The organism is Pseudobutyrivibrio xylanivorans (assembly GCF_010906925.1).
Lineage (GTDB): Bacteria > Bacillota > Clostridia > Lachnospirales > Lachnospiraceae > Pseudobutyrivibrio.
Map to the genome: position 1 here is coordinate 257,302 of NZ_VTVE01000002.1, position 16,002 is coordinate 273,303.

The 16,002-nt window shown below is 39.4% G+C and carries 14 protein-coding genes; all 14 read right to left on the reverse strand.

All coding sequences use genetic code 11. The features are described 5' to 3' along the window. Positions 1 to 4: 4 nt before the first annotated feature. Positions 5 to 529 (reverse strand): hypoxanthine phosphoribosyltransferase, encoded by a 525-nt coding sequence (gene hpt / locus F0Q01_RS07940; RefSeq protein WP_090155389.1) that lies wholly within the window; start codon positions 527 to 529, stop codon positions 5 to 7. A 4-nt stretch (positions 530 to 533) separates the two neighbouring features. Then, positions 534 to 1,880, reverse strand: a complete 1,347-nt coding sequence (gene tilS / locus F0Q01_RS07945; RefSeq protein ID WP_090487999.1) for a tRNA lysidine(34) synthetase TilS — start codon at positions 1,878 to 1,880, stop codon at positions 534 to 536. Beyond that, positions 1,846 to 2,172: a septum formation initiator family protein gene (locus F0Q01_RS07950; protein WP_090488001.1), complete on the reverse strand. Its 327-nt coding sequence runs from the start codon at positions 2,170 to 2,172 to the stop codon at positions 1,846 to 1,848. Before F0Q01_RS07950 ends, tilS begins: the two co-directional genes overlap by 35 nt. A 47-nt stretch (positions 2,173 to 2,219) precedes the next feature. After that, complete coding sequence (locus tag F0Q01_RS07955; RefSeq protein ID WP_090155384.1) at positions 2,220 to 2,459, reverse strand: RNA-binding S4 domain-containing protein; 240 nt, start codon at positions 2,457 to 2,459, stop codon at positions 2,220 to 2,222. Positions 2,460 to 2,731: 272 nt separating this feature from the next. Continuing rightward, positions 2,732 to 3,004 (reverse strand): HU family DNA-binding protein, encoded by a 273-nt coding sequence (locus F0Q01_RS07960; protein WP_015548570.1) that lies wholly within the window; start codon positions 3,002 to 3,004, stop codon positions 2,732 to 2,734. A gap of 228 nt (positions 3,005 to 3,232) precedes the next feature. Then, positions 3,233 to 4,471, reverse strand: a complete 1,239-nt coding sequence (locus F0Q01_RS07965) for a hypothetical protein (protein WP_090488003.1) — start codon at positions 4,469 to 4,471, stop codon at positions 3,233 to 3,235. Positions 4,472 to 4,498: 27 nt separating this feature from the next. Then, positions 4,499 to 5,830 (reverse strand): CCA tRNA nucleotidyltransferase, encoded by a 1,332-nt coding sequence (locus F0Q01_RS07970; protein ID WP_090488005.1) that lies wholly within the window; start codon positions 5,828 to 5,830, stop codon positions 4,499 to 4,501. After that, the gene (gene proS, locus F0Q01_RS07975; RefSeq protein ID WP_090488007.1) at positions 5,826 to 7,265 is read right to left on the reverse strand and encodes a proline--tRNA ligase; all 1,440 of its coding nucleotides are present in this window, start codon (positions 7,263 to 7,265) and stop codon (positions 5,826 to 5,828) included. Before proS ends, F0Q01_RS07970 begins: the two co-directional genes overlap by 5 nt. Before the next feature lie 162 nt (positions 7,266 to 7,427). Further along, positions 7,428 to 9,701, reverse strand: coding sequence for a GGDEF domain-containing protein (locus F0Q01_RS07980; protein WP_163927191.1), 2,274 nt, complete (start codon positions 9,699 to 9,701; stop codon positions 7,428 to 7,430). A gap of 34 nt (positions 9,702 to 9,735) precedes the next feature. After that, complete coding sequence (locus tag F0Q01_RS07985; protein ID WP_090155370.1) at positions 9,736 to 10,392, reverse strand: RluA family pseudouridine synthase; 657 nt, start codon at positions 10,390 to 10,392, stop codon at positions 9,736 to 9,738. Positions 10,393 to 10,462: 70 nt separating this feature from the next. Beyond that, on the reverse strand, positions 10,463 to 11,152 hold the full coding sequence (locus F0Q01_RS07990; protein WP_090155368.1) for a response regulator transcription factor: 690 nt from the start codon (positions 11,150 to 11,152) through the stop codon (positions 10,463 to 10,465). Next, a complete protein-coding gene (locus F0Q01_RS07995) occupies positions 11,145 to 12,290 on the reverse strand; it encodes a sensor histidine kinase (protein ID WP_090488011.1) in 1,146 nt (381 codons plus the stop codon). The genes F0Q01_RS07990 and F0Q01_RS07995 overlap by 8 nt, the downstream gene beginning before the upstream one ends. Positions 12,291 to 12,389: 99 nt before the next feature. Next, on the reverse strand, positions 12,390 to 13,571 hold the full coding sequence (gene metK, locus F0Q01_RS08000) for a methionine adenosyltransferase (protein WP_090155366.1): 1,182 nt from the start codon (positions 13,569 to 13,571) through the stop codon (positions 12,390 to 12,392). A gap of 142 nt (positions 13,572 to 13,713) precedes the next feature. Beyond that, positions 13,714 to 15,978, reverse strand: a complete 2,265-nt coding sequence (locus tag F0Q01_RS08005; protein WP_242941847.1) for an ABC transporter permease — start codon at positions 15,976 to 15,978, stop codon at positions 13,714 to 13,716. Positions 15,979 to 16,002 lie beyond the last annotated feature (24 nt).

The following is a 16,002-nucleotide window of genomic DNA, read 5'->3' on the forward strand; positions in this document are numbered from 1 at the left end:
CCTCCTAGTCTAGCTCCACAACTCCAATATATGGAAGATTGCGGTACTTCTGATCATAATCTAATCCATAACCCACAACAAACTGATCAGGAATAGTAAATCCTGTATAATCTACGTGCACATCAACCTCTCTACGGTCTGGCTTGTCAAGCATAGTAACCATACGGACTGATTTTGCACCTCTGTCCTTGAAAAGCTGACCTAAGAAATTCAATGTATTTCCACTGTCGATAATGTCCTCAACTATAATAACGTTCTGTCCTGTTGGATCTAAATCCAAATCCTTTTTGATCTTAACAACTCCAGAAGATACTGTACCTCCATCGTAGCTTGATGTAGCCATGAAGTCGATAATAACTGGTACTGTAATTCTCTTAGCAAGCTCGCATGCAAAGAATGAAGCTCCCTTAAGAATACAAACCAAAAATACGCTCTCGCCTTCATAATCTTTGCTAATCTGATCTCCAAGCTCAGCTATACGTGCTGCAAGCTCTTCTTCTGGCAACAGAACTCGTATGTTCTCACTCATTTTCCTATTCCTCCGTGTAACTTATCTCTAATACTCGAGTAGTATTTTTAGAAATCTTGTAATGCTCGCTGATGCGATATCCAACCACCCACATCACATGACTGTCATCACATACAAGTGGCACTTCATCACGTAAATGCCGTGGAATCTTCTCATCTATAAAGTAATCCTGCAGAAGCTTGTGATTACCCTCAGAATCAATGGTAAGATAATCTCCCTCAGCCCTATTTCTTATTACAACATTACCCGATATTTTATCACAATCAAACCATTTAGTATAGCGGTCTGTAGGGTAATTCATCCCCTGTTCATAATCAAATTCCCGATAATTAAAAACTGGTTCAACTTTAGTCTCGTCCTCTTCTAACACATACATCTCCTCGTAGGAAATAATGAGAGTCTTCTTGTATGGAAGCTGAACCTGTCGCTCTCCATCTTCGTTTAATAACTCCAAAATCTTATCCACATGAACAGCTGACACATCCTTTTGGTATGGCATAAACGAACTAAGGTAAAGCTTTATTGCCTGGCTTGCAATAACTGAAGGTGCCGTAGCTATTGCCCTCTTTCGCAAATGTCCATTTTCTTCCTTGGCAATCTGCAAAAGTCCTCGCGCCTCCAGATTGATATAATCAGCAACCTCTGTGAGCCTTTGTGTCATCTCTGAAATGTGCTCCAGGGCCCTATCATTAATCTGGGCAAATTCAGGCATAATATTATGTCTGATTCTATTTCTATCATAGTCCACCTGATTGTTTGTGGCATCAATGCAGTAGTCTATATTATTGTCTTTTAAAACCTGAAGAATCTCTGATTTAGGCACCTCCAAAAGAGGTCTTATTATATTGTCCCTGACTGGTGCAATGCCACACATGCCATCAAGACCTGTCCCTCTAGCCATATGGAAAAGCACAGTCTCTGCATTATCATCTGCATTATGGGCTATTGCAATTTTAGCGGGTTTTCCAGTTTCATTTGCAAGATTCTCCGCCGCCTTTTCAAACAGCTCGTATCTGGCTATTCTAGCCTCTTCCTCAGTTGAACGTCCTGTCTTTTCAACTAAGGCTGGAATATCAACCACATGCTCCTCCAAATCAACTCCATGGGTAAGGCAAAGATTCCTAACAAACTCCTGGTCTTTATCAGCCTCTATGCCTCTAATACAGTGATTTACATGAAGTGCCTTAAGGGTTAAATTATATTCTTCTTTTAATTCTAAAAGAACAAAAAAAAGGCACACCGAGTCGGGACCGCCTGAAAGGCCTATTACCACTCTGTCGCCTCTTTCTAACATTTTATATTTAACGATAAAATCTCTAATCTTCTTGTCTAAAAATAATCCAATTTTCATATGTAAGTCCAAGCTTCTCTGCAGCTTCTCGCTCAGTGTATTCGTCTGTTTCTGCGAACTCTGCCTCCTCTTTTAACTGCTCACTCTTTTCGTTAGCAGCGTCTACCTGTTCTTGCAATGTAGCCTCTTCTTTCTTAAGCTCCTGATTCTTATCGTAGAGTCTAATAACCTGGATTGCCATAACAGCAATCATGAAGAGCATTACTATTGCTACGTATATTCTACCTGTGGAGGTTTTCTTTCGTCTTCGAGCTCTGCGCCTTACAGCTCGTCCTCTGTTATTTCTTGCCATATTACTCCCCTTATATACATTTAGAATATAGTACCATATCCTATAGTCTATAGGTATTTAAAAAGATCCGCTGCCGCATCTTTTTTTGTTGTGTCTTGAATATCTAAGACCTCAACTTTCACATTCTTGTTACCAAATGCTATCTCTATTATATCACCAATTTTAACATCAGTGGAAGCTTTCGCAATTTTTCCATTAATTTGTACTCTACCGCTGTCACATGCCTCATTGGCAACAGTACGTCTCTTTATAAGTCTACTTACTTTTAAATACTTGTCTAGTCTCATCATCCATCCTCAAAAATAGCGGCCTATCAACTACATTTTAGAATCGGTGCTCCAACTTGAGTCTCTTACTCTGACTATAAACAGCTGGCTACCTATAATCCCAATTATTTCTATATCTAGCCAGTAGTTCGCAAGCTCTTAGTGCTCTTTGCAAGGACGTGTTAGTCCGGCAAAGAGTATCTAAGGCTTGTGAACGTAACTGGCGTAATCATTAGATTAATTGAATAAAATAAAGGGGCTCGGATTGTCCGAACCCCAGGTGATTCTAATAATTAGTTGATAGAATCCTTAAGTGCCTTACCAGCCTTAAACTTAGGAGCCTTAGATGCAGGAATCTTCATCTCAGCACCTGTCTGTGGATTTCTACCTGTACGAGCTGCTCTCTTAGAAACCTCGAATGTACCGAAGCCTACAAGCTGAATCTTTTCCCCCTTCTTAAGCTCTTCAGCAACAACCTCTGTGAAAGCCTTTACAGAAGCCTCTGCGTCCTTCTTAGAGATGTTAGCCTTGCTAGCGATAGCTGCTACTAATTCTGTCTTGTTCATTACTATTCCTCCTCGAGAATTTTAATTTATAGCTAGGGACTTCGCCCTTAGTAACTACAATATCCTTTATAATTCTTTTAATTTTGTCTGTCAACACGTTATGCCCAAAAAGTCCCGAATTTATAAGGTTTTTATGGATTATTACAAATTTTTTACTCGTTTTTTAAACACTATTACTATTTACAAACCCTTGATTTTTCGGGACGTTCACTTTTTTTTCACATTTTTTTACTCCATAAGGTTACTTATGAGGTCTGAAACTGTTGACAAATAGTCTACTTCATAGTCGTAATCATCCTTAATTGTGCTACCAGCAGTCTCTGTTTCCGGCTCATTTTCAGATGATTCTGAATCGTCATTTTCTTGACTATTTTCTGTAGTATTGTCATATTCATCCGCCGATGAGGTGCCAGTTTCTGACTCTAACTCAAGAGTAATTGTTGCAGATTCTGAATTGACAACAAGGGTCTTATTCCAAGAAGTGTATCCCTGACACTGCACCTTTAGACTATGACTTCCGTATTGAACATATTGAGGCTCTGTAACATCTACCTCTTGGCCATCAATATATACATGGGTATCTGGCACAGTCACCATGAAGGTAATCAAGCAGAAGGACGGTCCATCACCCTTTAAATCCTCTAGGCTTACTTGGGTGGTCTCGTTTCTTACAACAGTATATTCTCCACTGCCACCCCAGCCGTTGTTAGCTACAGTAATCTTGTATGTTCCCTCAGGAACTTCTATTATCTCATCTCCATTGACCATTGATACGATTTTATTGCCAATGAAAATCATACTATCATCAAATAGCGATGTATCTGACAAATAAAGGTATCCATGGCCTGTTGTTACAGCAATAGAGATAACTTCTTTTTCCCGTCCGATAACAGTAATAATGTCATCCTTGCCAATATCCGATACAAGTATTTTCTCTGTGTCGGAATAGACTTTTGTGTTGCCTGTCAGCTTATAATTGCTGCCATTTATGGCTATTAAATTCTTGCTTTCATCGATTGAATACTTTGATAGATCATCAAGAATCCAGACATCTGTCGATTTCTTAACCTCTCCTAATGCTCCAGAAGATGGTAAAAAATCTCCAATAGTCACCACAGAACCTATGGTAAACTCTGCCCAGGTGCTGTTGTCCCCATACTTATCCAAAAACTTGGTAGTCATATTGTAGCCATAGCGATATTGCTTTGCCTCGTCAATAGAGTATAAAGCTATGGTCTCCTCTGTCATGTTCAAATCCTCAACTATATACAGAGGCTTGTTTCCGCCTTCTACAAGGACATCCGCATCCTGTTCTGTCTGTTCAGTTTTAAGGGCACTTCCTGTATGGCTTGTGACTGCATTGTTGCCACCTTTCTTTTGGCCGCATCCAACAGCAACTGCCATAATAAGAAGCCCCATCAATATTAATTTAGATATTTTATTAGTAAAAAGCCCTTTCATACCCATAATTTTACCATATCTCCCCAGAAATAGTTATCCGATAATCTCCTTAGCCATTTTAATAAGAATGTCTCTATTATTAAGCTCTGGCTCATCTACCACCCTATCAAAAATAGTATTTAGAACCTCTCCTATGCGCTGTCCCTGTGGCACACCCATCTGAATCAGGTCCTTACCATTGATTTCAAGGTCCTTTATCTTAAGGCAATCCCCTGCCGCAACTATCTGATTGAACATCTTCTCAAGCTCGTCTATATATTGAAGCTTCTCTTGCCTATGGTACATACTCTGGGCCAGACAATCCGCTCTTTTAACTGCAAGCAAATCATTAAAATTCTCCTGACCCACCCTTATAATCATGCGGCGGATATTTCGCTCATTGATAGCTGGTCTATCATCATGATTTTTCACCAAGTTGCAGACCTTATCAGTGGTGTCGTTATCAAACTTAAGTCTGCGAAGCACCGCCTTTGCCATCTTCTGCCCCTCTACCGGGTGCATCTTAAAATGATTCTGGCCATTTTCATCTGTGGTCTTGCAAACTGGCTTTGCAATATCATGTAAAAGCATAGCTAGGCGGATAACCCTATCAGCAGGTGCCAATCCCATAGATACAATAGTGTGCTCACCCACAGTATACATATGGTGCTTATTTACCTGGTCGCACTCCATCATAGCATCAAATTCAGGGAAAAATACCTTTGTAAGTCCAGTCTCATAAACGTCTCTCATACGCTCAGGATGGTCTGATGTAACAAGCTTTACCATCTCAACCTGAATTCGCTCTGCGCTAATACGCTCTAAAGTTGGCGCCAAATCCTTAATAGCCTGATAAGTATTTGCCTCAATGTCAAATCCCAACTGGGCAGAAAATCTGAGGGCTCTAAGCATCCTAAGAGCATCCTCTGTAAAACGCTCTGTAGGATTGCCTACCGCTCTAATAATCCCTGCCTCTAAATCGGCCTCACCACCAAACAAATCCACTAGGCCCTTAGTCTCATTGTAAGCCATGGCATTGATAGTAAAATCCCTACGCTTTAAGTCCTCCTCAAGTGAGGCAGTAAATGTAACCTCCTTAGGATGACGACCGTCCTCGTATTTGCCATCAACACGGTATGTTGTAACCTCATAGCCTACACCATGCAAAAGAACTGTCACAGTGCCATGCTCAATTCCAGTATCAAAAGTCCTATCAAAAAGAGACTTTACCGTCTCAGGCAAAGCCGATGTGGTTATATCCCAATCATGGGGATTTTTCCCTAGAATGCAGTCACGGACACAGCCGCCCACTGCGTAGGCTTCGTGTCCGTTAGATTCTAAAATATTTATTATTTTCGAAACGTCTGCTGGTAAATTCATATTAATAAGCTTTACCCCAATATACTAATTTCTTAGCTGGCTTGCCACAGCATGCACATACGTCAGAAATCTGCTCCTGATCATTAAATGGCATACAACGGCTTGTTACAGCTAAATCCTCTTTTATCTTGTTCTCGCAAGCCTCATCGCCGCACCACATAGCACGGATAAATCCTGGCTTATTATTTGCAATCTCTGTAAACTCAGCATAATTGTGAGCATCAAAGATGTGGCTATCTCTATGAGCCTTAGCTCTCTCGAACATCTCCTTCTGGATAGTCTCAAGAAGCTCAGCTACCTTTGTCTCTACCTCATCAAGTGAGCACTCGATCTTCTCGCGAGTATCACGGCGAACAAGTACACACTTGCCAGCCTCGATATCCTTTGGTCCAAGCTCTACACGAACTGGGATACCACGCATCTCAGCCTCTGAGAACTTCCAACCTGGTGACTTGTCAGAATCATCAAGCTTAGCGCGCATTGTCTTTCCAAGACGCTCACAAACTTCTGCAGCCTTCTCAAGCACGCCTTCCTTCTTCTGCTGAATAGGAATAACAATAACCTGTGTAGGTGCAATACGTGGTGGAAGTACAAGACCTGAATCATCACCATGTACCATAATAATAGCACCAATAAGACGTGTAGTCATGCCCCATGATGTCTGGTGAACATACTGAAGCTGATTATTCTTATCTGTGTACTGAATACCAAATGGCTTAGAGAAGTTCTGGCCAAAGTTATGTGAAGTACCAGACTGTAAAGCCTTACCATCATGCATAAGTGCCTCGATTGTATAAGTAGCCTCAGCACCTGCGAATTTTTCTTTTTCTGTCTTCTGTCCACGAACTACTGGCATAGCAAGAACTTCCTCACAGAAGTCTGCGTAAAGGTTAAGCATCTGAACTGTACGCTCCTCTGCATCCTCTGCTGTAGCATGAGCAGTATGGCCCTCCTGCCATAAGAACTCTCTCGAACGAAGGAATGGACGTGTCTCCTTCTCCCAACGAACTACTGAGCACCACTGGTTGTAAACCTTTGGCAAATCTCTATGAGAGTGAATAATATCCTTATAGAAATCACAGAAAAGAGTCTCAGATGTAGGACGAACGCAAAGACGTTCCTGAAGCGGGTTAAGACCACCATGTGTAACCCAAGCTACCTCTGGTGCAAATCCCTCAACATGATCCTTCTCAACCTGAAGAAGACTCTCAGGAATAAACATCGGCATGTACACATTCTGTACTCCTGTCGCCTTGAATCTTCTGTCCAACTCGTGCTGGATATTTTCCCAAATAGCATACCCATCAGGCTTGATAATCATGCATCCTTTTACTGATGAATATGCAATCAAATCAGCCTTAACGACTACGTCGGTATACCACTGTGCGAAATCCTCTGACATAGAGGTAATCGCTTCTACCAGCTTTTTTTCCTGTGCCATTTTTTTCTCCTTTATATTTATAAATTCATTACATTAGCCGTTTTATTTTATAACATAAACTAGCCAAAAACAAGCCCACTGCCACTTTAAAAGTAACAATTCACTGCGGACCATAATATACGCTCCTGTGGCATAAATAAAGGGCCCTGCTGGGCCCTTATGTTATAAATAGTATTCTTCAAATTTTTTAACTGGAAGTGGTTTGTCGAAATAGTAGCCTTGGAGATAATCGGCTCCGGTTCCTGACAGGTAGTCTAGCTGCTCTTTATTCTCCACGCCTTCGATTATTACAAACATGCCTAGGGCTTTTGCAAGAGTGATAATTGTATTGATTATCTTGCGACCCTTTGAAGCATTTTTATCCATTGAAAGGAACGCCATATCCATTTTAAGGATGTCGGCTGGAACTTCTTTTAGCATGTTAAGAGATGAGTAGCCGCTTCCAAAGTCATCAATCTCGATTAGGAATCCATATTCCTTCAGGGAATTAATGATATCTATTTGACGTTCTTTTTCTGTCATGAATATTGATTCGGTTATCTCAAGCTTTAGTCGTTTTGGATCTACTCTGTACTTTTCAACTAGTGATGTAAACGTCTCAAACAAGTCAATATAGTAGAAATCCTTCACGGAAATGTTGACGGAAATAGAAACATCATCCCGGTCTATTGATGCCCAATATGCCAGACGCTTTACTGCCTGTTCCCAGATAAACATGTCAAGCTTGTAAATGTATCCAGTCTTCTCTAATAACGGGATAAATGAACCTGGCGCTATGATTCCTCTGTCAGGATGAATCCAGCGTACAAGTGCTTCTGCCATTGCTATCTTGCCATCCATATTAACTACTGGCTGAAGAAACATTGCAAACTGTCCCATAGACAGAGCATCCTCGAATTCTCCAATGATTTTCTGCTCACTCATATACTCTCGTCTGAGCATATCTCCATAGTAAGCTATAGAATTCTTGAAGCTACTCTTGATGGAATCAATGGCCAAAAATGCACCGTCTACCATTGATATAACAGATGCTTCTCTGTCGTATATCTCATAGACTCCCACCAAAATAACCATGCGGTACTGGGCATTGTTAAGGAAATGGCTTACCTTGTTCATGCCTGTCATAAATACTTCTTCAGTGTATCTACTCTTTGGCATAAGCACCGCAAATCTGTCTGCTTCTAATCGAGCAAATATTGCTCCAGGTTTAAGTCTTTCCCTTATTGTGTCAGCAGCCTTGATAAGTAATCTGTCTGCCTCGTCTACTCCAAACATGTCATTGATGAGCTTGAAGCCCTTTACATTGGCACAGACCATTAAATATTCTGTGTCAGGATTCTCGTCCAATATGTTTCGAACTTCCTCATAGAAACTCTCACGATTTAGAGCTCCAGTAAGGCTATCGTGACTGCTTCGATATTTCTCCTCCTCGTAGGCCAGGTAATCACCTGTTACATCATAAAATGAATAGTAACATCCGCAGTAGTAACCTCTCCTATCGTAAATTTTATTGAAGTGAATATCAAATCTGTACTCATCACCATTTAAGGTGTAAATGTCATTCCAGCTAGAGTTTGAAATGGAATTTGCCTCTCGACCATCCTTCCATTTTCTGAAACGCTCCTCTAGCAATCGACGGTCTCCGCTAGGCGAGAACATTCTCTTAGCAAATTGGTTGGCAAAAATACAACTATCATTTTCATCAAATGCTATCAGTGCACATTCCATACGCTCTGTGATTGTGGAGAGCATATACTCCACAAAAGCCTTTGGATTATACAAAAGAGTATAGTAAGCCACATAAATCGATGCGATAGCATAGAAGAATATGGAAATATCAACTGGAAAATCAAAAAACAGATAGAAAACATTGAGTACTACAATTCCGCCAAGCATTGCAAGAATTGCAAGATATCTGTTTCTATGGAATCCACTAGTGGCAAGTGCTTTTTTCGCAAAGATTATCACTACCAGTGCAACTATGATGTAACAAAAAACAAGGTGCACCATATAGTAATCGCCTGTTGTCTTGAATCCGTAGAACCAATCATCGGGACCAAAATGCACTTTTTTCAGAGCAAATACATGGTGCCAACGTAGATTAGCTACTATGCTAATATTGTCAATAAATGCGATTGTGGCTGTCATAAGTGGAGCCGAATAATTTTCAGCCCAGACCTTTGTGTATTGCCTTGCATAAAAGACAAATGTCAAAAGCAGCCAGTCAATACTTGAAAAATATACTATGTAGGCAATCTCAGAATGTATTTCGATATGAGTTGCTATGGCCGCAGTATAGGCAAGGCATGTAAGAATACCTATACTTAAAAGCTGCACTATGGAAATATTAAGCTTGTTATTTTTGATTTTGTGCCGAGTGCCTATATAGATTATGCAGGCCAACATAATAAATGCAGTCAGCAAAAATACCAACACATATATTTTAACCAAGAAAGTTCCCCCGTATTCTTTAGCCAGCTATGCGGCTATCTTTAAAGTCTTCTCCTTGAGGAGTCACATCAAATCCCATTTCTTCGCCTGTTACAGGATGCTTAAATCCAATGTGGTGTGAGCAAAGAGCAAGACTGTGACCAGTTGATGCTCCACCATATTTCACATCACCTATGATAGGAGCTGTTCTGCTGGCAAGCTGTATGCGAATCTGATGATGTCTGCCTGTGAATAAATCAATATCCAAAAGCTTTCTGTCGTCCCACTGGTCCACAACCTTGTATTTAAGAACTGCCTTTTTAGCTCGTGGATCATTGTCTCGAACGATTTTGGAAAGATTAGTTCGATTATCCTTTACTAGATAATCAACCAACTCTCCCTCATCTGGGAATGATTCCCTACTAATAATTGCATAGTATTTCTTAGTAAATACATGGTCTGTAATCTGCTTAGTCAGCTTGTTTGCAGCCTCCTGACTCTTTGCAAAAACCATGATTCCCTCTACAGGCTGGTCCAAACGATGGACGACGCGGATTGTTGGTTTTTCTCCCTTTTCAGCCAAATAATTATTCAAGAGACTCACCATATCCTGTTGTCCAATGTTTTTGGTCTGGGTAGCCACACCTGCAGGCTTGTAGCATACAAGTATGCTATCGTCCTCGTAAATAATGTTCATACAAATTCCCCCTCAGAAATTAAATTATATGAATATTCTAACACAATTTCAGTGTATGCCACACACTTTTTTATACCTTAAATCTGTAGCCTACACCCCAAATTGTCTCGATATACTGAGGTTTTGATGTATTTAACTCAATTTTCTCACGAATCTTATTAACATGAACTGTAACGGTGGAAATATCACCGATAGATTCCTCTCCCCAAAGTGTCTCGAAAAGCTGCTCCTTAGAGAAGATAACATTAGGATTCTCTGCTAAAAATGTGAGCAAATCAAATTCCTTGGCAGTAAATACTTTTTCCTCACCATTAATCCACACACGTCTGCTGGCCTTGTCTATTCGAAGACCTCTGATGCTGATTTCATTTTTCTGAATAGCAGGTGACTGAACAAGTCTTTCGTATCTTGCAAGATGAGCCTTTACTCTAGCAACAAGCTCACTAGGTGAGAATGGCTTTGTAATATAGTCATCAGCGCCTAGGCCAAGGCCTCTGATTTTATCTATCTCTTCTTTTTTTGCAGTAACCATAAGAATTGGTACATTTTTAACCTCACGGATGCGCTTGCAAAGCTCAAATCCATCTAAACCAGGAAGCATCAAATCAAGAATAAACATGTCATAATTTCCAGCTAACGCCTTCTGTAATCCCTTTTCTCCGTCTGCTTCAATATCTACTTCAAAGTTTGAAAGCTCAAGGTAATCCTTTTCCAATTCTGCAATTGACTCTTCGTCTTCAATGATTAGTATCCTACTCATACATTACCTCCTGGTATTTTCTAATTACAAAGTACATTGTAGTTCCTTCGTTTTCTTTGCTGGTAACCCAAATTTTACCGCCGTGGTCTTCAACGATTTTCTTGACTATTGAAAGACCAATGCCACTGCCTCCCGCAGCAGAATTTCTCGATGCGTCAGCTCTATAGAATCTATCAAAAACGTAAGGCAAATCCTTAGTTGCGATTCCCTTGCCGTTGTCAGCTATCTCAATCTGAACAAAATCACCTACGTCCTTTATTGTAATTGCAATTCTTGAGGCCACATCGGCTCTCATGTATTTAACAGAATTGCTGACTATGTTGTGGATAATACGGCCAAGCTGCTCAGGATCAGCGATAATGAGCACATCTGGGTCGACATAATTGGCATAGTCAAGTCGAATATGCTGATTTTCAAGGTCCATTCCAAGTTCTTCTATACAGTCCTCAAAATAAGAATGTATGTTGAGCTTTTGGAAATTGTACGGAATTTTATTGGTATCAATATTTGAATACAATGTCAGCTCGTTGATGAGTGTGTTCATCTCGTTAGCCTTGTTGTAAATAGTTCTAATATATTTTTCTCGCTTTTCCGGAGTGTCGGCCACCCCATCAAGCATACCCTCTGCATATCCCTTAATGGCAGTGATAGGGGTCTTTAAATCATGGGCAATATTTGAAATCAATGCTCTCTGCTCCGCCTCATCCTCTAGACGGTCCTTGGCATTATTCTTAAGGCGAACCCTCATATCCTCAAAGGCATTGCACACCTCTGACATCTCATCTGTGCCACCTGTAGCAACACTGAAATCCAGATTGCCTTCCTTTACATTATTGGCAGCGATTTTAAGTATCTTAATCTGTGGCGCAATCCCCTTATATATCCAGACTACCATGACAATAGCCGTCAAAAGAAGAATCACAAACTCTGCTACACAAAAATTGAAAACCAATTCATCAAAAAGGCCTCCATCATCCATGTAATGCTTAAGAGCCTGCATCACTATGTTGCGTCCTAACTGCTCTTCACTGGCCTTTCTAATGACCTCTTTTAGGCCAAGCATCAAGGCGTTAAACAACACAACAGGAACAATTGTAATTATAAAAAAAGAAATAAGAAGTCGATTTTTTAATTTCATATTGTGTACCTTATTCTGGTAAATCTACTAGCATCAAATAAATAATAAAAAAGGCAACCCCATATTAGAGGCTGCCTTAATTATAGCATATTGATTTTCTTAAAGATATTTCTTTAAAGCATCTACCTTATCTGTCTGCTCCCATGGAAGCTTAACATCAGTACGGCCAAAGTGACCATATGCTGCTGTTGGACGGTAGATTGGACGACGAAGGTCAAGCATCTTGATAATACCAGCTGGACGAAGATCGAAGTTCTCACGAACGATTTCTACAAGCTTGTTATCTGAAAGCTTACCTGTTCCAAATGTATCTACCATAACTGATGTAGGCTCTGCTACACCGATTGCGTAAGAAAGCTGAATCTCACACTTGTCAGCAAGTCCAGCTGCAACGATATTCTTTGCAACGTAACGTGCTGCATAAGCACCTGAGCGGTCAACCTTTGTGCAATCCTTACCTGAGAATGCACCGCCGCCGTGACGAGCATATCCACCGTAAGTATCAACGATGATCTTGCGGCCTGTAAGACCTGCATCACCGTGTGGTCCGCCGATAACAAAGCGGCCTGTTGGATTGATGTAGAACTTTGTCTTATCATCAATCATGTCCTGTGGAAGGACTGGGTCGAAGACATATTTCTTGATGTCTGCGTGAATCTGTTCTTGAGTAACGTCTTCATCGTGCTGAGTAGATAGAACTACTGCTTCTAGTCTAACTGGCTTTCCAGCCTCGTCGTACTCTACAGATACCTGTGTTTTTCCATCTGGACGGAGGTACTTAAGTGTACCATCTTTGCGGACATTAGCAAGCTGTAGAGCAAGTCTATGAGCAAGAGAAATTGGGTATGGCATGAGCTCTTCTGTTTCGTTAGTTGCGAAACCGAACATCATACCTTGGTCACCTGCACCTGTATCTAAATCATCTGCAAGTGAGCCTTCCTTTGCCTCAAGAGCCTTGTCAACACCCATAGCAATGTCTGCGGATTGTTGATCAAGAGCGACCATAACAGCGCAAGAGTTTCCATCAATGCCTTTCTTTCCATCGTCATATCCGATTTCAAGAAGAGTCTTGCGAACAATAGCTGGAACGTCGAGCTGAGCCTTTGTTGTGATCTCACCTGTAACAAGAACGAATCCTGTACATGAAGCAGTCTCACAAGCTACTCTACTCATTGGGTCTTCAGCTAAGCAAGCATCGAGGATGGCATCAGATACGGCATCACATACCTTATCTGGATGGCCTTCTGTTACTGACTCTGAAGTAAAAAGTAACTTTTCCATTATATGACTCTCTTTCTATATGAAATTGTCTTACCTAGGGTCATTCCTAGGGATTTTAGTATACTCCCAAATACTAATAACTTCAATATCTGTTCCTTAAAAGTATTTCTATTTTCATCATCAAATTGAACAAGCATTAAATCTATTCAACAGATTTTAATGACTCTACCATATCAATTGCTATCGCTTTCCTTGCCACGACAAAGTTAACAAAAATAGAACATCCCAATGCCACTAAAGTAGCACAAATATATGAACTCACTTTTATAAAAGGAGAATAGACTGTGGTAGTTGTGGATATTGTATAAACATATAATTTTAAGAAATACCAGCCTACAACAGTTCCTATAATCCACCCTAATAACACATTTAAAACACTACCTTTATAAATTACACCTTTTATTTCTGCATTAAATGCCCCTAGTACCTTTAATGTAGCGTACTCTCTATATTTTTCTGAAAAATTCAATAATGCCAAATTATACAATATAACTACACTCAATGAAATTGCGGCCATAATTAATAGAATAATTACACCTCTTACACTATCTATTACTCTATCTGCCTCTTCAACTTGCACAGATTTTTCTACTGTCTCTTTGACAAAACTTTCTTCCTCTATATCAGATAGATTTTTACTCTTTCCTGTTAAAAGAGTATTTGGAACAAATTCCAAACCCAAATCCTGCCAATATTCTTTTGAACAAAACAACCCCTGAGGTGTTCCTATTGGTTGAATGTCTGATACTTTTATTGGGATTTCTGTGCCCTTATATAATAGATTTATGTATTCATTTTTCTTTATTTCTAGTTCCTTGGCAGTCTGCTTTGATACCACTAATCCATCTTCTGGTAGTTCGATTGAAATATGATTAGCATTTTTAATATTGTAGTAATATCCTTTATCTATAACGAATACATTTACCGTTCCAATATTCTTTGAATTCTTGCATTCGCCCGAAATTGACATTACCCATTGATAATCTCCAAATAGCTTTTGCTCTATTTCAGCCTTATCTTCTTCTGTCATCAACGGTGAAACCGTCAATTGCTTATAATATGTATATTGCTCATTATATATCACATCATTATTCTTATTAATTGAGTCTTGCAAACCTAAACTTGCTATGAGCAACATCATACTTCCAAAAACACCAACTATCGCAATCAAAGTTCGAGCTTTATTTCTACTAGCATCTCTCAAAACCCATCTCCACTCAAAAGAGAGATTGTTCCATAGACCTTCAATATTCTCGATAAAAGTCTTTTTATTAGAATCAATCACTTGATTTCTAAGAGATTGGGCAGGTACTTCTTTTGCTATATTTGTACATGATAGCCAAGCAGTTATAGTACATATTAAAACCATCAAAACAATTAATACTATAGAATAGTTTGAGCTTATAATGCTCCACTTTGGCATGCTATAAAAATCTTTTTGAAGGTCTAACAGCACTGGCGCTATTGTCCTTGGAGCTAGTATATATCCTAATAAAGTTGCTATTATACTAACTATAAAACCATACATAGCATAATGGATTTTTATTGCGAAATTATATATACCCACCGCTTTTAAAATACCAATTTGTATTCTTTGCTTTTGAACTATACGCTTCATAGTAGTTCTTATACAAAGTATTGCTAACAATAGAAAAATAACAGAAAACATAATTGCCATCTTCTTAATCTGCTGTATTTTACTAACAAATGAATATACTTGATTAAACTCACTCAGCTCAATGCAATTGATGTATTTTTCTTCAAGGAGTGAATGAATTCTTGTTTTAAGTTCATAAAAATCGGTATCCTCCTCGACAACCATCTTAAGCTGATTATATCTTACTGAACTATTAATATCTTGCAACGTATCCAACGATACATATCCAAATGTATACTTTTCATGTTTTGGAATTATAGATGTCAAAGTACCTGTGTAACTAATATATTCAGGACTATAAACTAGACCTTCGACTTTAAGTTTAAAATTTTTTTCATCATCATATACTCTGATGAAATCGCCCACTGAAACATCCTTGGCATCGGCATAGTCTTTATCTAGCCATATTCCGTCTCCATTTGGATCATACTTCTTTCCACTATAATTATATGGCTTCGAGATATTATCAGCGGCATTGGCTATCAATCTAATGTTTTCTTCATTATTTTCATCCAAAAAGCTATCATACACCGCTGATAATTGGGTTTGCTCTACACTTTCAATCCCTTCAATTCTATTTTTGTCACTATAGGTAATATTATTTCCATTGAGCCATACATCTGCCAGATTTGTCTCTGCGAAGTATTTGTCACTCTCAACTTCCATTCCATACCAAACACATTCAATTCCAGAATAGATTAAAACCCCAAGCATGCACATCAAAAAAATAGATAGAAATTGTGACTTCATATTCCAAAGATCACGACACATCTT